This is a genomic window from Streptomyces sp. NPDC008238, assembly GCF_042956445.1.
Taxonomy (GTDB): Bacteria; Actinomycetota; Actinomycetes; order Streptomycetales; family Streptomycetaceae; genus Actinacidiphila.
The window spans coordinates 1-13,768 of sequence record NZ_JBIBGK010000044.1 but is presented as its reverse complement, the minus strand read 5'-3'; the positions used below and the strand labels follow the sequence as shown (position 1 = coordinate 13,768).

Sequence of the window (13,768 nt, the reverse complement as noted above, 5' to 3'; positions counted from 1 at the left end):
ACGCGATGCTGGAGGTCAGGGACCTCAAGGTCACCTACCGAGGCGGCGGGCGCACGGTGCCCGCCGTGCGCGGGGTGGACCTCACCCTGGACGCCGGGCAGACGCTCGGCCTGGCCGGTGAGTCCGGCTCGGGCAAGTCCACCCTGGCGATGAGCCTGCTGCGGCTGCTGCCGGCCACCGCCGAGGTCACGGGCCAGGTGCTGTACCAGGGCGAGGACCTGCTCACCGCCAAGTGGAGCCGGATGCGGGCGGTGCGCTGGGCGGAAGCCTCCGTGGTCTTCCAGGGCGCGATGACCGCCCTCAATCCGGTGCACTCGATCGGCGACCAGGTGATCGAGCCGATCCTGCTGCACGGCCGGCGGGTCGGCGAGGGGGGCGGCCGGATCACCGAGAAGCAGGCCCGCGCCCGTGCTGCCGAGCTGCTGGAGTCGGTGGGCGTCCCGGCGCGGCGGATGCGCAACTACCCGCACGAGTTCTCCGGCGGCCAGCGCCAGCGCATCATGATCGCCATGGCGCTGGCCTGCCGCCCGAACCTGATCATCGCGGACGAGCCGACGACGGCGCTGGACGTGATGGTGCAGGCCCAGATCCTGGACCTGCTGACGGACCTGGTCCGCGAGGAGGGCATCGGCGTCATCATGATCAGCCACGACCTGTCCGTCCTCGGCCAGATGTGCGACCGGCTGGCGGTGATGTACGCCGGTGAGCTGGTCGAGTCCGGGCCCTCACGCCTGCTCCTGGACGACCCGGGGCACCCCTACACCCGGGCGCTGTCCCGCGCCTTCCCCACCATCGGCGACCCCGCGTCCCGCATGGCGCCGGCAGGGCTGCCCGGGGACCCGCCCGACCCGGCCGCACTCGGACCGGGCTGCCCCTTCGCCGCCCGCTGCCCCGAAGTGCACGAGGTCTGCGACAGCTCCCCCGTCGCGCTGTGGCCGGCCGGCCCCGGACGGCAGTCGGCGTGCCTGCGGGTGCTGCCCGGGTTCCCGACCGTCTCCACGGCCTCGGACCCCACCGGACCGTCCACGGAAGGAGCCCGCTCATGACCGCCACCACCGGCAGGGTCACCGGACCGACCGCGGCGCCCGCCCTGGAGGTCCGCGACCTGCACATCACCTACCCGCCCCGAGCCGGCCGCCGCCCCGCCCGGGCGGTGGACGGCGTCGACCTCCAACTGGGCCGCGGCGAGATCCTCGCCCTGATCGGCGAGTCCGGCTGCGGCAAGTCCACCCTGGCACGGGCCCTGACCGGACTGGTGAAGCCCACGTCCGGCGAGGTGTTGTGCGACGGCGTGCCGCTGCGCTACACGAGCGCCGCGATCAAGGCGCACCGCCGCGAGGTCCAGTTCGTCCTCCAGGACCCCGGCGGCGCCCTGAACCCGCGCCAGAACGTCTTCGACGCGGTCGCCGAGGGTCCCCGGCTGCACCGGATGAAGGACGGCCTCGAAGAGCGCGTGCACTCCGCCCTGTCCAAGGCCGGTCTGCGCCCACCGGAGCAGTTCCTCTCGCGCTTCCCGCACGAGATGTCCGGCGGTCAGCAGCAGCGCGTGGTGATCGCGGGCGCGCTGGCGCTGGAACCCTCGGTGATCGTCGCCGACGAACCAGTGGCATCGCTGGACGCCTCCGTACGCGGCGAGATCCTCAAGCTCGTCCTCGACCTGCGCCGCGATCTCGGCCTCTCCTCCCTGGTGGTCAGTCACGACCTGGGCCTGGCCTGGAACATCGCCGACCGGGTGGCCGTGATGTACCTCGGGCGCATCGTCGAGGTGGGCACCGTCGAGGAGGTCCTGCTGGCGCCGAAGCACCCGTACACCAAGGCGCTGCTGTCGGTGGTGTCGGCGGAGGGCGGGCGCGGTGAGCGGCCCCAGCTCCTCCTTGGCGAGCCACCGGACCCGACCGCCGTACCCGGGGGGTGCCGGTTCCACCCGCGCTGCCCCGTCTGGGCCGGCCTCGACACGGCGGGCCGCGCGGAGGCGGGCTGCGACCGGCGGACGCTGCCGGTCCTCCCCCCGCAGGCTCCGGCCGGCGGTCAGGCCGCGTGCCATCTCACGGGCGCGTCGTGAACTCGACCGCGACACCGAGGTCCGCCGCCACCGCCCGGCAAGGTCCGCCACTGGTCGTGCGCGACGTGGACGGCCCGCTGGAAATGGCGGACTGCGTCGCGCTGTACGAGCAGGTCATGGGGCTGCGCCGCGACGACGGCAGCCTCAATCCGCGTCTGTTGACGGCCCTGCAGGACAACAGCGGCCTGGTCGTCGGCGCCTATCTCGGGGACGCGCTGGTGGGCTTCACCTACAGCTTCCTCGCCCGGGAGCGGGGCGCCGACGGGCAGGCCCCGCGCCTGTACCAGTACTCGCAGCTGGCCGTGGTGGCGCAGGAACGCCAGGGGCTGGGCATCGGACGCCTGCTCAAGCTCGGCCAGCGCGACCGCTGCCTCGCCGAGGGGACGACGCTGATCCGCTGGGCGTACGACCCGATGCAGACCCGCAACGCACACTTCAACCTGGACGTGCTGGGCGCGGTGGTGGACGCCTTCAAGCCCGCGATGTACGGCACATCGGGCTTCGGCGCCGCCACCGGCGAGTCCACCGACCGCTTCATCGTCTCCTGGCACCTGAACACCCCGGCACGGCCCGCCGCGCCCCGTCCCGTGCCGCCGCCGGACGGCTGGAGCGTCGGCGGGGTGTACGACGAGGGCGATGACCGGATCGTGGTGCTGCCCGACGACTGGCCCCGGCTGCGCGCCGAAGCCGGGCCGGAGCACGCGGCCCGGCTGCGCGGCCGCCTGACCGACGCGTTCGCCCGGCTGCTCGCCGACCGCACGGTCGTCTCGTGCGTACGCCTGCCGGGCGGGCTCGCCGCTTATCGCTTCATCTCCCGTGCCGCCGCACACGGCACGGACCCTCGCCCCTGACCGGGGCCCCGCACGGTAGGACGACCGCACACATGACCGTCACCCTTACCGAGATCGAGCTGGCGCTGGTCCGACTCGATCTCGTCCACTCCTTCGAGACCAGTTCGCACCGCAAGTCGTACCTGGAGCACATCGTGGTCCGCGCGACTGCCGAGGACGGCAGCGTCGGCTGGGGCGAGTGCGCCTCTCCGACCGACCCGTACTACTGCGGCGAGTCCACCTGGAGCTGCTGGCAGGTGCTGGGCGAGTACTTCGCCCCGATGCTGCTCGGCCGCCCCTGGGACCACCCCGACGACGCCGCCCGCCTCACCGCGAAGGTCAGCGGCAACCACTTCGCCCGAGCCGGTCTCGACATGGCCTGCTGGGACCTGTACGGCCAGCGACGGGGAGAGCCCCTGGCGGACCTGCTCGGCGCCGGCGCCCGCACCGTGCCCGCCGGGGTCAGCCTCGGCATCGAGCCGACGATCGACGCGCTGCTCGCCCAGGTCTCCCGGCACGTGGCCGACGGCTACCGCCGCGTCAAGCTGAAGATCCGCCCCGGCTGGGACCTCGAGCCGGTCCGCGCCGTCCAGGACGCCTTCCCCGGCGTCGCCCTCCAGGTCGACGCCAACACCGCGTACCTGCCCGAGCAGGAAGCGGTCCTGGCGGAACTGGACGGACGCGGGCTGCTCATGATCGAGCAGCCGTACGCAGCGACGGACCTGCTCTCCCACGCCCGGCTCGCCGCCCTTCTGGACACCCCGGTCTGCCTGGACGAATCGATCACCACCCCGGACGTGCTGCGCACCGCGCTCAACTTGGGAGCGGCCGACGTCGTCAACATCAAGGTGTCCCGGCTGGGCGGGCTCGGCCCGTCGAAGATCGTGCACGACCTGTGCCTGGACGCCGGGGTGCCGGTGTGGTGCGGCGGAATGCACGAGTTCGGCATCGGCAGGGCCGCCAACCTCGCGCTCGCCGGACTGCCCGGCTTCACCCTGCCCTCGGACGTCTCCGGCTCCGACAAGTACTACCGGCAGGACATCGTCACGCCGCCGATCCGCGCCGTGGACGGCATGGTCCCCGTGCCCCGGTCCCGGCCCGGCATCGGCCTCGACGTGGACCTCGACCAGCTGGGCCGGTACACCATGCGCACTTGGACCATCCGTCCCCGCGCCCGTCTCACCACCTCTGAGGAGAAGGCAGCATGAAGGTCCTGATCTCCGCCGACATGGAGGGCGTCACCGGCGTCACCTTCCCCGACGACTGCGAGCCCGGCCACGCCCGATGGGAGTACAACCGGCAGTTCCTCACCGCGGACGTCAACGCCGCGATCGCCGGTTTCGCCGCCGCCGGCGCCACCGAGATCCTCGTCAACGAGGCCCATGCCGACCAGCGCAACCTGCTCCTCGACCGGCTCGACAAACGGGCCACGCTGCTGATCGGCACGCACAAGCCGCTCGGCATGATGGAGGGCATCGACCGCTCCCCGGACGCGGTGGCCTTCGTCGGCTACCACACCGGTGCCGGCCAGCCGGGCGTCCTCGCGCACACCTATCTGCCCAACACCATCACCGCGGTGCGGATCAACGGCGAGCCGGCCTCAGAGGGCCGCATGAACGCGCTGCTCGCCGACGAGTACGGCGTCCCGGTGGTCCTGGTCACCGGCGACGACCTGTGCTGCGAGGACGCCCGGGACTGGGCGCCGCACGCCGCCCACGCCGTGGTGAAGACCTGCGTGGACCGCTACTCCGCGATCTGCCTGCCGCCCGAGGTGAGCGGCCCCCGGATCACCGATGCCGCGCGCGAGGGCCTCTCTTCCCTGCCCGCCGGCACCCGGCCGACGTCCCCGCCCACTACGGGCTACACCTACGAGGTGTCCTTCGACGCCGCCCACCTGGCGCCCGCCGCGAGCTACATCCCCGGCGTCGTCCAGACCGACCCGCTGACCGTACGGTTCAACCTGCCGACGATGTACGAGGCGGTCCGCTGCTTCCGCGCCCTGACCCGGGTGGTCACGTCGGCCGTGGAGAACTGCTATGGCTGAGCCCCGCGAACTCCTCGCCCTGGCCCGCACGATGGCCGACCCGGTCCTGGAACGCTGGCAGACCCTGGTCGCGCTGGAGACCCCGTCCGGCGACGCCGGGCGTGCGGCCGTGTTCGGCGAGCGGCTCGCCGCGGGTCTCGCCGCCACCGCCGACAGCGTCCGGCACCCGCCGGGCCCGGACGGCGCCCACCTCGTGGCGTACTGGAACGGCCGCGAGACGAAGGACGACGAGGGAGACGGCCGGGCCCCGGGACACACGCTGCTCGTGGCCCACAGCGACACCGTCTTCCCGGCCGGGACGATCACCCGACGCCCGTTCACCCTCGCCGAGGACGGCGACACGGTCACCGGCCCCGGGGTCTTCGACATGAAGGGCTCCCTGGTGGCCGTCGAGCTGGCCATGGACCTGATGTCCCGTACGGGCGCCACGCCCAGGCGTCCGGTACGCCTGGTGGTGGTCAACGACGAGGAGATCGGCAGCCCCGACGGCAGCCGCCTCGTGGCCCGGCACGCCGAGGGCGCACATGCCGTCCTCGGTCTCGAACCGCCGCTGCCTGGCGGCGCGTTGAAGACCGGCCGGCGCGGGGTCGCCCGGGTACGGCTGAGCGTGCGCGGGGTCAGCGCCCACGCGGGTCTCGACGCCGCCCTCGGCGTCTCGGCGATCGACGAACTCGTCGACCAACTGGCCGTATTGCGGGCAACAGCCGCCTCCCTCCCCGACGCCGCACTGAACGTCGGCACGATCACGGGTGGCACACGCGCCAACGTGGTCGCCGACCGCGCCGAGGCGGAGATCGGCCTGCGCTATGCGACGCCCGAGACCGAACAAGCGCTGCTCCATGCCCTGTTGCAACCGACCGCGGTGCGCGAGCGGGCCATCCTGTCCGCAGAGATGCTCTCCCACCGCCCGGCCTGGGCGATGGACCCCGAAAACCCCCTCGCGGCGGAACTGATCGTGCTCGCCACCACGCTGGGCATGGATCTTCCCCTCGGTTCCTCCGGCGGCGCGGGCGACACCAACCTCACCGGCGCGCTCGGCATCCCGACGGTCGACGGTCTGGGACCAGCGGGCGCCGGCGCCCACGGCGAGGACGAACACGCCTCGCTGTCCTCCCTCTTGGAAAGAGCGGCCCTGATCGCCGCCTTCCTCGACGCCCACTGACCGCCGTTCCGGCGTCCGGTGCGACGGCTGACGTCGAACATCGTCCGCCGGCCTCGACTCCGCACGCCCACCCTCTTCCAAGGAGCCACATGCCCACCCTGCCCGTCGGGGGGCTCATCCGCCCCGCAGCGCCCAAGCCCGGTGACCGCGTCGCCGTCATCGCCGCCAGCGGGCCGCCCAACCAGGAGAACCTGAAGGTCGGCCTCGAGTCCTTGCGCGGGCTCGGCCTCCAGCCCGAGGTGTTCGCCTCCGCCCAAGCGGGCGGCGAGTACCTCGCCGGTGACGACGCGCTGCGCGCCCGCGACCTGACCGCGGCACTCACGGACCCGGCGTTCGCGGCCGTCTTCTGCGCGGCAGGCGGCTACGGCGCCCAGCGCACCCTCGAGCTGGTCGACTGGGACGCCGTCGGCACGCCCACCCCACGTACCGTCATCGGCTTCTCCGACGTCACGGCGCTGCTGGAAGCGGTAGCGGTGAAGCTGGGCTGGACGGGGCTGTTCGGGCCGATGCCCGCCATCCGTGGCTTCCGGCCGGGTCGCGCCGACTTCGACGGGCTTGCCGCGCTGCTCACCGATCCGGCGTCCGTCAACGAGCTGCGCTTCCCCGACTCCCGCCCCCTGGCCGGCGGCACGGCGGAGGGTGTCACGCTCGGGGGCACGGTCACCCTGCTCGCCTGTTCCCTGGGCACCGACACCTCGTTGCCCGCGCGCGGCGGAATCGTCCTGCTGGAGGACGTGGACGAGGAGACGTTCCGGCTCGACCGGTTCCTCACCCAGCTACGGCGCAGTGGATACTTCGACGGCGCCGCCGGCATCGTCTGCGGCACCTTCACGGACTGCGGCACACGCGAGCGAGTCGACGAACTGCTGCACGACCGGCTCGGCGATCTCGGCATCCCGGTCCTGGTGGGCGCGGACATCGGTCACGGCGTACCGCAGCAGACGTTCCCCATCGGCACCCCGGCCAGGCTCGACGCGGACGCGGGCGTACTCACGTTTCTGAATCCGGTACTCGCCTGAGCCACCACCGGAGCACGGCGTCCGGGTCGACGCACCGACCCGGATAAGCCGCGGTTCCGGCGTCCGCAGGCGAGGCCTGACGCTACTCGCCGAGCCGGGACGGCGTCGTTGGCGGTGTCGGGTATACCGGCGCCCTCACCGGTCTTCGGTGCCGGCTTGAGGAAGAGAGCGAGGACGATGCCCACGATCGCGGCGTTGGCGAAGGACCCGACCAGCGAGGAGAAGACCAGGGTCCGGGAGCTGAGCATCGCCGGCGGCAGGACCGGAAGGCCAGCTCATCGGTGCTCAGGCGGCGCAGGCTGATGCGGCGCAGGTTGGGCTTCGCTGACTGCACGGCGGGGTGCTGTTGGTACTCCTTGATGGCCTCGAGCGGATCACTTGACTCGAAGCGGTGTACATCGCGTCCATCGGCGTCGGTGACGGCCCAGTACGGCGCTTCCTGACCCACGGCGCCCGGCTGGCTCCGGCAACTGATGCCCGTCTTGACGATAGGAGGCTGTGACGACTACGTCGCCGGTGGTGTCCACGAACCAGGCATCGGTCCCGCGGAGTTCGAAAAGCTGCTGGCGGACGCCCGCCAGATACTGGGCCCAGATCATCTGGAAACCCTGCACATTCGAGGGAATCTTGCGCACTGGCAGGGCGAGGCTGGAGACGCTCGTGGGGCGGTTACAGCCTTCGAACTGCTCCTGGACGATCACATTCGCGCTCTGGGGCTGGCCCACCCCCGCACCACCGCAACTCGTGGAAACCTCAGCCACTGGCGTAAGAGAGCAGTCAGGTAAGCAGCTTCCCCTGGCGAGTCGCACGAGGAGAAGTAGCCCAGACGTTCACGTCGCTGAGACACCTCTCCTCAAGACACGGTTCCCGCACGTAGTTCCCTCCTCGGTGGTGGCCGGCCTGTTCGCCGTTACCTGGCGCTGTTCTGCGCTCAGAGTGCCGGCCATCCCGAGTCAAACCGGCGGATCGGGCTGGGCCGGCACAGGCGCGGCACATCCGGCGGCAGATCGTACACGCATTCGACTATAGGCTCGTAGGCGTCTTCGAGAGCCCCCGCGACTGTCACAATCATGCCTGCCCTCTGACCCTCCAAGGCCCCTCCGTGCAAGGTGGAGCAAGCCTGTCGGCACAGGAGGTATTGATGGCGCTACGGTTCATTGGCATTGACCCCGACACAGGACAAGGGAACTGTCCGACAGTCTGGGTCGACGAGGAACGAGGCGAGGTCGTCATCCGAGGCTGGAAGGTCGTCGACGAGGCGACGCATGCGCAGGTCCTGGAGACCGGGCCGCTGCCAGGCCACGAGACCGTCGTCCGTATCCCGGCCCGCATGGCGGCGATCCTGAAGGAGGCCGCGGATGCAGTCCGCCCCGGTGCCTGACTTCCCTGAGTTGCTGCGCTCGGCCACGCGCTCGGCCCTGCACCTGGAGATGCGGGACGCGTACGGCGTCGCCGAGGAGGCTGAGGAAGTGGGGCACTTCCTGCGCACTGGCCGGCCCTGGACCGGCGAGCGCGCGGAGGCCAACTGGAAGCCCTGGCTGGACCTGGTCGGCGAGATCGTCGCCCGCGGCGTCGTCGTCCGCCGGGCCCGGATCGTCTCCGAACCCGTCACGGACTACATCCGCTTCGAGCACGCGATCACCGCGTGGAACCTGCGTGCCGGCGAGGACGTGCGCTGGCTGCCGCGCCGCCGGGCCGTCGACCTCGCGCTTCCCGGCGCCGACTTCTGGCTCATCGATGGCCGAGCCGTACGCTTCAACCTGTTCTCCGGAGATGGCGCGGTCGTCGACCCCACATACTCCGAGGACCCGGCCGTGACCAAGCTGTGCGCCGACGCCTTTGACGCCGTCTGGGAACGTGCGACGCCGCACGCCGACTACACCGTCTGATCCCTGCGACACCGGACAGCCAGCCCATGCCCGCATCCCCATCCTCCGCCGCCCAGGCCGCCCGTCAGGCCCTCGCCGCACGCCTGGGCGAGCTGCGCCGGGACGCCGGCCTAACCGGGCGCGAGCTGGCTGCCAGGTGCGGCTGGAGCGAATCCAAGTCGTCCCGGATCGAGCACGCCCGGACGCCGGCCTCGGACGCGGATATCCGGGCCTGGTGCCAGGCCTGCGACGCCGTCGACCAGGTCGCTGACCTAATCGCCGCGAACCGTGCCGCTGACTCCCTGTACGTCGAGTGGCGCCGGATCCATCGCAGCGGCATGCGCCGCAGCCAGGAGTCCTACCTGCCGCTGTACGAACGGACCCGCCTGTTCCGCGTCTACTGCTCCAACGTCATTCCCGGCCTGCTGCAGACCTCCGGCTACGCCACCGCTCTCCTGTCGACGATCACCGCGTTCCAGGGCACCCCCGACGACGTCGCCGAGGCTGTGACAGCGCGGGTGAACCGATCCCGCGTGATCCGCGAGGGAGAACACCGGTTCGCCCTGCTGGTGGAGGAGTCCGTCCTGCGCTACCGGATCGCCTCGCCCTCGGTGATGGCCGGCCAGCTCGGCTACCTGCTGGAAGTGATGTCCCTGCCGTCCGTCTCCCTGGGCGTGATCCCCTTCACCGCCCAACGCGGCATGTGGCCGCAGGAAACCTTCATGATCTTCGACGACGCATCGGTGCAGGTCGAGCTGCTGAGCGCATTCGTCAACGTCACCGCCCCCGGCGAGATCGCCACCTACCTGAAGGCCTTCGGCCAGCTGCAGACCCTCGCCGTCTACGGCACCGAAGCCCGGGTCCTGATCGCAGGAGCCATAGCCGCTCTCGGGTGAACCCGTGCAAGCCTGTGCAAGGTCGTGGCGGGCGCCTCCGGCCCGTTCCTACCGTCGTCTGCAAGACGACAGGGCGCTGGCACAGGGCACGCGCCCGTGGTCCCCGGAGGCCTCATGCGCACCCAGATCCCGGCCATCGCGCCGGGCACCCTCGTACGGGACACCTTCCGCCAGCGGAACGGCATCCTGATGGGACACGTCGGGCCCTACTTCCAACTGCGCCCCGAGACCGGCGGCCGCGAGTGGGAGGCCCTGCCCGAGCACGTGAAGCGCGCCGACGACGGCACCCCGGACGCCGAGGTCCAAGGCCAATACTGCTGCCGCTGCCAGACCTTCACCACCGAACCTACCCCCGTACGCGAGGCCTACGGCCAGTCCGGCGGCGGCTTCGTCCTGTACGCCTGCCCTCCCTGCCGACCCGCGGTGCGCCAGCAACGCAAACCACTCAGCACATGAAACGCCCCTCACCCCGGCTGTGTGAGTTCTGCGCCCTGGCCAAACAACTGCCCGACACCTACAGCAGCGAGCACCGCAACTGCCGCGGCGTCGAGATCGTGACCCTCCCCAGCGCCAAGCCGGGCGAGCCCCCGCTGATGGCGACCGTCTGCCCGTGCCCCTGCGGCGAGCAGCGCCGCTGACCAAAACCAGGCGCCTCCCTGATCGGCACCCCAAGGCCCCCACACGGGTGCCCACCCCACGCGCGCGGCCGCCCAAACCCCCCGACCAGCCCACACACGCCCCAGGCCTCCGCGAGAACCCAGCAGGAAGCCCCGGCGACCGATCGGAGCCATCCTGCTGCCAGGCCGCCACGGGTGTGCGACGCGGGCACTGGTGAGGGCGGCTGCTGCAGTCGTGGAGTCCGGCCCAGACCTCGGCCCGGAAGCGGTTGACCCAGCAATGAGCACACTGCCGGGAGACCCCCCCCCATCTCCGTCGCCACGTGCGCAAACGGCCGCCCGTCGAGGACGACACGACGCACGAGCAGGCACCTGCCGTGGAAGGTCAGCCGGGCGTTAGCGTGGGCCACCAGGACCTACGAAGTGAGTGAAGACGGCAATCTCCACTACGCCCGGAGGACCTGCCTGATCAAGCACCGGCCAGCACTGTCACCAACGGGTCGGCCGAGTACCCCTACTAGGTGATCGATTCCAAGGGTCAGTGGTGTAGGCGGTCAGCGAGCGCAGGGTTGGCTGGCTCGCATGGTGGTTGTGTCAGATGGCGGCGGTCAGGGCGAGGAGTCGCTCCTTCGGGGCTTTGTGCGACCGGTCTTGAGGTGCTCGGCGCCGCCACACCTCGCGCCCCGCGGGGGCGGGTCGGACCGCCGGCACCGGGGGCGATGCCGGCAGGCTGCAGGCTGGTCCGGGCCTCAAGCACGCGCCGTTCATCCACGTGCCATATACGAAGAAGTTGGACGTATGGTAGAGGGAGTTGGAAGGCAAGCGAGAGGAGTGCCTCATGATCGCCAAGCTGCTCGCCAAGTTGTCTTTCACCCGGAACTACGGTGCGTACGGGGCCCACGACTGGGGCACGCACACCGTCGATGACAGGGTGTGACCTCCAGGTCGGCGGGCGCCCCGGGCTCCCGCCGGCTCCTGGTCATGCTGCCGACGAAATCGGCCTGGCTGGTACGAGAAGTCAGGGGCGACCCCATGGGCCGAGCGAATGAGCCGCCACGGCTGCCCGGAGGAAGCTTCGCGGCCTGGAGCCGCGACCGGCTCGGACTGGTGTGCCGTGGTGCTGACGAGTGCGGGGACGTCTGGCAGCTGGAGCCGGGTGTCTACGTAGCCGCTACGGCGCGGGTGTGCGAAGCGGTCCTGCGCCGCGCGCAGGATTTCCCCAAGCCGTCCTCCCCCCTCTTCCCGCCGTTGAAGCGGGCCGGCGGAGCGCCGACTCCCGAGGAGCGGGTGCACGCTCGCGCCTGCCGCATGCGCGGACTGCGCCCGCAGGCGGTTGCGGCCCGGATCGGTGAGATCGCGCCCGGGACCGCTCGATTTGCCGACCAGTGGCCCGTGGGCCGGGACGTCGAGATTCTGCCCCTGGTCCGGCCCGTCCTGGCAGAGATCGGCGTGCGCTACCTCTTCTCCGAGGACGCTCCCGCCCTGCTGCCTTTGGCTTGGCAGCTCTTCGTGGCCCGGGAGGTGCTCGTACGCCCCTCTCGCTGGGTGTTGCCGCGCTGGGTCCCCACACCGGCACGGCGGTTCCGCACACGGCGGCAAGTCGCCTTCACCAACGCTTTGCGGCCCATCGTCCGCCGGCGCCGTTCCTCGGGCCGGCTCGGTGATGACGTGCTGGGACAGATGCTCCGGCCCTCGTCCCGCTACGGCCTGCTGTCGGAAGAAGTCATCCTCGACACCCTCCCCGGAATCACCGTCGCCACCTTCGAGACACCCTCCCGGGCGGCTGGATGGATCCTGCTCCACCTGGCCCGATACGTCCAGGCCGCGGACCGCGTAGCGGCCGAAGCCGCCTTGCTGCCCGACGACCCGGCCACGACGACCAGCACCCACCTCGACAACCTGCAGTACACCCAGGCGCTGGTACGCGAAGTGCTCCGGCTGCACCCCCCGAGCTGGCTGCTCACCCGGCGCGCCCCGCGACAGACTGAGCTCGCCGACTACACCATCGACGCCGGATCCACCGTTCTCGTCTGCCCCTACACCGCCCACCGCGATGCACGGGAACACACCGAACCGGACCGGTTCAGGCCCGAACGCTGGCTCGACGATTCGGGCTCGTCGGCGAATCCCGGGGTCTTCCTCGGCTTCGGTACCGGGCCGCATGGCTGCGAGGGAGCCGCCCTGGCCATGGCCATGCTCACTCTCATGACCGCGCAGACAGCCCGCCGCTACCACTTGAGCGAGCCGCCCGGCACGGAACCCGGCTACCGGGTCACCACCTTCGAAGGCCTCGCAACCGCCGGCCTGCACCTGCGTGCGACCTTGCGCGGCTGAGGGAAGTCCTGCTTACGGTGGCAGGCCGCCTCCACCGGCGAACAACGAAGTTCGATCAAGTCCGAGTGCCCTTCGACGCGCACTCGGATCACCGGCTCATGGTTCGCTCATTGTGTGTCGCCGGTCGAACTCGTTGTGCAGCATGCCCATCATGACGAGGTCGTGGTGTTGGCCGGCGAAGAAAACGTGTTCCCGCAAGCGCCCCTCCTCGGTGAAGCCGAGCCCCCGGAAAAGTGCCAGCGAGGCCTCGTTGTGGGCCAAAACCGCCGCCAGGCATTTGTGATAGCGCCGCTCGGCGAACATGAAGCGCATCAGGAGCACTACGGCTTCCGTCGCGTACCCCTTGCGCCGGTGACCGACGCTGATGGTGATATCGAACTCGAACCAGCCCGAGCGAGGGCCGGTGCGATGTGAGCCGACTGTACCGACCAGCTCTCTCGTGGCCGTCGCTTCGACCGCCAACCGGAAGCGGTCGTCATCGCACTCGGCGACGGCCTGCTCCTTCGCCCAAGCGCGGTAGCTCTCGGCAGACCTCGGCAGATCCAGCCGGCCCCCTCGCGGCCCGTCATCGTCGGCGAAACGCGCGAATGCCGTCCAGTCGTCGGGCTCGACGGCGCGCAGGCGTACCCGATTGCCGGTCCAGGACGATGCCATGCCCCATTTGATCACGCTGCTGTACGCGCGAGGCCGACAGGCACGCCGGGGGCAGATCCCGTTATCGGAGGCTGCCCACGCGATCGACGGGGTCTCGATGGCCCCGGTCAAGCGCTGCCTCCCGAGTGCTGCCGAGTGGGCAGGCTCGGGCAAGGAGCTGCCGCCGGCCACCGCTGTCGGCGACGGTTGAAATGAGGGCCACGGGTAGCGGATCAAAAGCGGGCCGGTCGGTGGTCTCGTGATCATCCTGGCTTCAGCGGTGCTGGAGTCAGGAGGAAGCGA

General features: G+C 71.0%; 15 protein-coding genes and 1 pseudogene. 14 read left to right on the top strand and 2 right to left on the bottom strand.

Annotated features, from left to right (window positions below; genetic code table 11):
* The first annotated feature begins 5 nt into the window (after window positions 1-5).
* The 12 genes from ACFZAU_RS39685 (at window position 6) to ACFZAU_RS39630 (ending at window position 10,519) form a co-directional block, all read left to right on the top strand.
* Entirely contained in the window at window positions 6-1,046 is a 1,041-nt protein-coding gene (locus ACFZAU_RS39685) for an ABC transporter ATP-binding protein (protein ID WP_500556251.1), read from the top strand.
* Complete coding sequence (locus ACFZAU_RS39680; protein WP_500556250.1) at window positions 1,043-2,062, top strand: ABC transporter ATP-binding protein; 1,020 nt, start codon at window positions 1,043-1,045, stop codon at window positions 2,060-2,062. The genes ACFZAU_RS39685 and ACFZAU_RS39680 overlap by 4 nt, the downstream gene beginning before the upstream one ends.
* A gap of 56 nt (window positions 2,063-2,118) precedes the next feature.
* Complete coding sequence (locus tag ACFZAU_RS39675; RefSeq protein WP_500556249.1) at window positions 2,119-2,913, top strand: hypothetical protein; 795 nt, start codon at window positions 2,119-2,121, stop codon at window positions 2,911-2,913.
* Between the two features lie 32 nt (window positions 2,914-2,945).
* A complete protein-coding gene (gene menC / locus ACFZAU_RS39670; protein ID WP_500556248.1) occupies window positions 2,946-4,100 on the top strand; it encodes an o-succinylbenzoate synthase in 1,155 nt (384 codons plus the stop codon).
* Entirely contained in the window at window positions 4,097-4,936 is an 840-nt protein-coding gene (locus ACFZAU_RS39665; RefSeq protein WP_500556247.1) for a M55 family metallopeptidase, read from the top strand. Before menC ends, ACFZAU_RS39665 begins: the two co-directional genes overlap by 4 nt.
* Window positions 4,929-6,098, top strand: coding sequence for a M20/M25/M40 family metallo-hydrolase (locus ACFZAU_RS39660; protein ID WP_500556246.1), 1,170 nt, complete (start codon window positions 4,929-4,931; stop codon window positions 6,096-6,098). Before ACFZAU_RS39665 ends, ACFZAU_RS39660 begins: the two co-directional genes overlap by 8 nt.
* Window positions 6,099-6,187: 89 nt before the next feature.
* Complete coding sequence (locus ACFZAU_RS39655; protein ID WP_500556245.1) at window positions 6,188-7,117, top strand: S66 peptidase family protein; 930 nt, start codon at window positions 6,188-6,190, stop codon at window positions 7,115-7,117.
* Between the two features lie 1,141 nt (window positions 7,118-8,258).
* On the top strand, window positions 8,259-8,498 hold the full coding sequence (locus ACFZAU_RS39650; RefSeq protein WP_500556244.1) for a hypothetical protein: 240 nt from the start codon (window positions 8,259-8,261) through the stop codon (window positions 8,496-8,498).
* Complete coding sequence (locus tag ACFZAU_RS39645; RefSeq protein ID WP_500556243.1) at window positions 8,476-9,006, top strand: DUF6879 family protein; 531 nt, start codon at window positions 8,476-8,478, stop codon at window positions 9,004-9,006. The genes ACFZAU_RS39650 and ACFZAU_RS39645 overlap by 23 nt, the downstream gene beginning before the upstream one ends.
* Before the next feature lie 26 nt (window positions 9,007-9,032).
* Entirely contained in the window at window positions 9,033-9,881 is an 849-nt protein-coding gene (locus ACFZAU_RS39640; RefSeq protein ID WP_500556242.1) for a helix-turn-helix domain-containing protein, read from the top strand.
* Window positions 9,882-9,995: 114 nt separating this feature from the next.
* Complete coding sequence (locus ACFZAU_RS39635; protein WP_500556241.1) at window positions 9,996-10,337, top strand: hypothetical protein; 342 nt, start codon at window positions 9,996-9,998, stop codon at window positions 10,335-10,337.
* Entirely contained in the window at window positions 10,334-10,519 is a 186-nt protein-coding gene (locus tag ACFZAU_RS39630; RefSeq protein WP_500556240.1) for a hypothetical protein, read from the top strand. Before ACFZAU_RS39635 ends, ACFZAU_RS39630 begins: the two co-directional genes overlap by 4 nt.
* Before the next feature lie 175 nt (window positions 10,520-10,694).
* Here the strand turns inward: ACFZAU_RS39630 and ACFZAU_RS39625 are convergent.
* Window positions 10,695-10,908 (bottom strand): annotated as a pseudogene (locus ACFZAU_RS39625) (leucine zipper domain-containing protein); the annotation flags it as partial.
* Between the two features lie 401 nt (window positions 10,909-11,309).
* Here ACFZAU_RS39625 and ACFZAU_RS39620 point away from each other — a divergent pair.
* Together ACFZAU_RS39620 and ACFZAU_RS39615 are read left to right on the top strand one after the other, a co-directional pair.
* Window positions 11,310-11,435, top strand: a complete 126-nt coding sequence (locus ACFZAU_RS39620) for a hypothetical protein (RefSeq protein WP_354801293.1) — start codon at window positions 11,310-11,312, stop codon at window positions 11,433-11,435.
* 44 nt (window positions 11,436-11,479) lie between these two features.
* A complete protein-coding gene (locus ACFZAU_RS39615; protein ID WP_500556239.1) occupies window positions 11,480-12,832 on the top strand; it encodes a cytochrome P450 in 1,353 nt (450 codons plus the stop codon).
* A 96-nt stretch (window positions 12,833-12,928) separates the two neighbouring features.
* On the opposite strand, the gene ACFZAU_RS39610 is transcribed toward ACFZAU_RS39615, so the two are convergent.
* A partial coding sequence (locus ACFZAU_RS39610) for a GNAT family N-acetyltransferase (RefSeq protein WP_500556238.1) occupies window positions 12,929-13,768 on the bottom strand: 840 nt, incomplete at its 5' end.

Bases quoted from the DNA above. Each gene is read 5' to 3' on its own strand.
- ACFZAU_RS39640 (WP_500556242.1), top strand. From the start codon at position 9,033: ATGCCCGCATCCCCATCCTCCGCCGCCCAGGCCGCCCGTCAGGCCCTC.
- ACFZAU_RS39615 (WP_500556239.1), top strand. From the start codon at position 11,480: ATGCTGCCGACGAAATCGGCCTGGCTGGTACGAGAAGTCAGGGGCGAC.
- ACFZAU_RS39635 (WP_500556241.1), top strand. From the start codon at position 9,996: ATGCGCACCCAGATCCCGGCCATCGCGCCGGGCACCCTCGTACGGGAC.
- ACFZAU_RS39665 (WP_500556247.1), top strand. From the start codon at position 4,097: ATGAAGGTCCTGATCTCCGCCGACATGGAGGGCGTCACCGGCGTCACC.
- ACFZAU_RS39655 (WP_500556245.1), top strand. From the start codon at position 6,188: ATGCCCACCCTGCCCGTCGGGGGGCTCATCCGCCCCGCAGCGCCCAAG.
- ACFZAU_RS39650 (WP_500556244.1), top strand. From the start codon at position 8,259: ATGGCGCTACGGTTCATTGGCATTGACCCCGACACAGGACAAGGGAAC.
- ACFZAU_RS39645 (WP_500556243.1), top strand. From the start codon at position 8,476: ATGCAGTCCGCCCCGGTGCCTGACTTCCCTGAGTTGCTGCGCTCGGCC.
- menC (WP_500556248.1), top strand. From the start codon at position 2,946: ATGACCGTCACCCTTACCGAGATCGAGCTGGCGCTGGTCCGACTCGAT.
- ACFZAU_RS39630 (WP_500556240.1), top strand. From the start codon at position 10,334: ATGAAACGCCCCTCACCCCGGCTGTGTGAGTTCTGCGCCCTGGCCAAA.
- ACFZAU_RS39680 (WP_500556250.1), top strand. From the start codon at position 1,043: ATGACCGCCACCACCGGCAGGGTCACCGGACCGACCGCGGCGCCCGCC.
- ACFZAU_RS39660 (WP_500556246.1), top strand. From the start codon at position 4,929: ATGGCTGAGCCCCGCGAACTCCTCGCCCTGGCCCGCACGATGGCCGAC.
- ACFZAU_RS39685 (WP_500556251.1), top strand. From the start codon at position 6: ATGCTGGAGGTCAGGGACCTCAAGGTCACCTACCGAGGCGGCGGGCGC.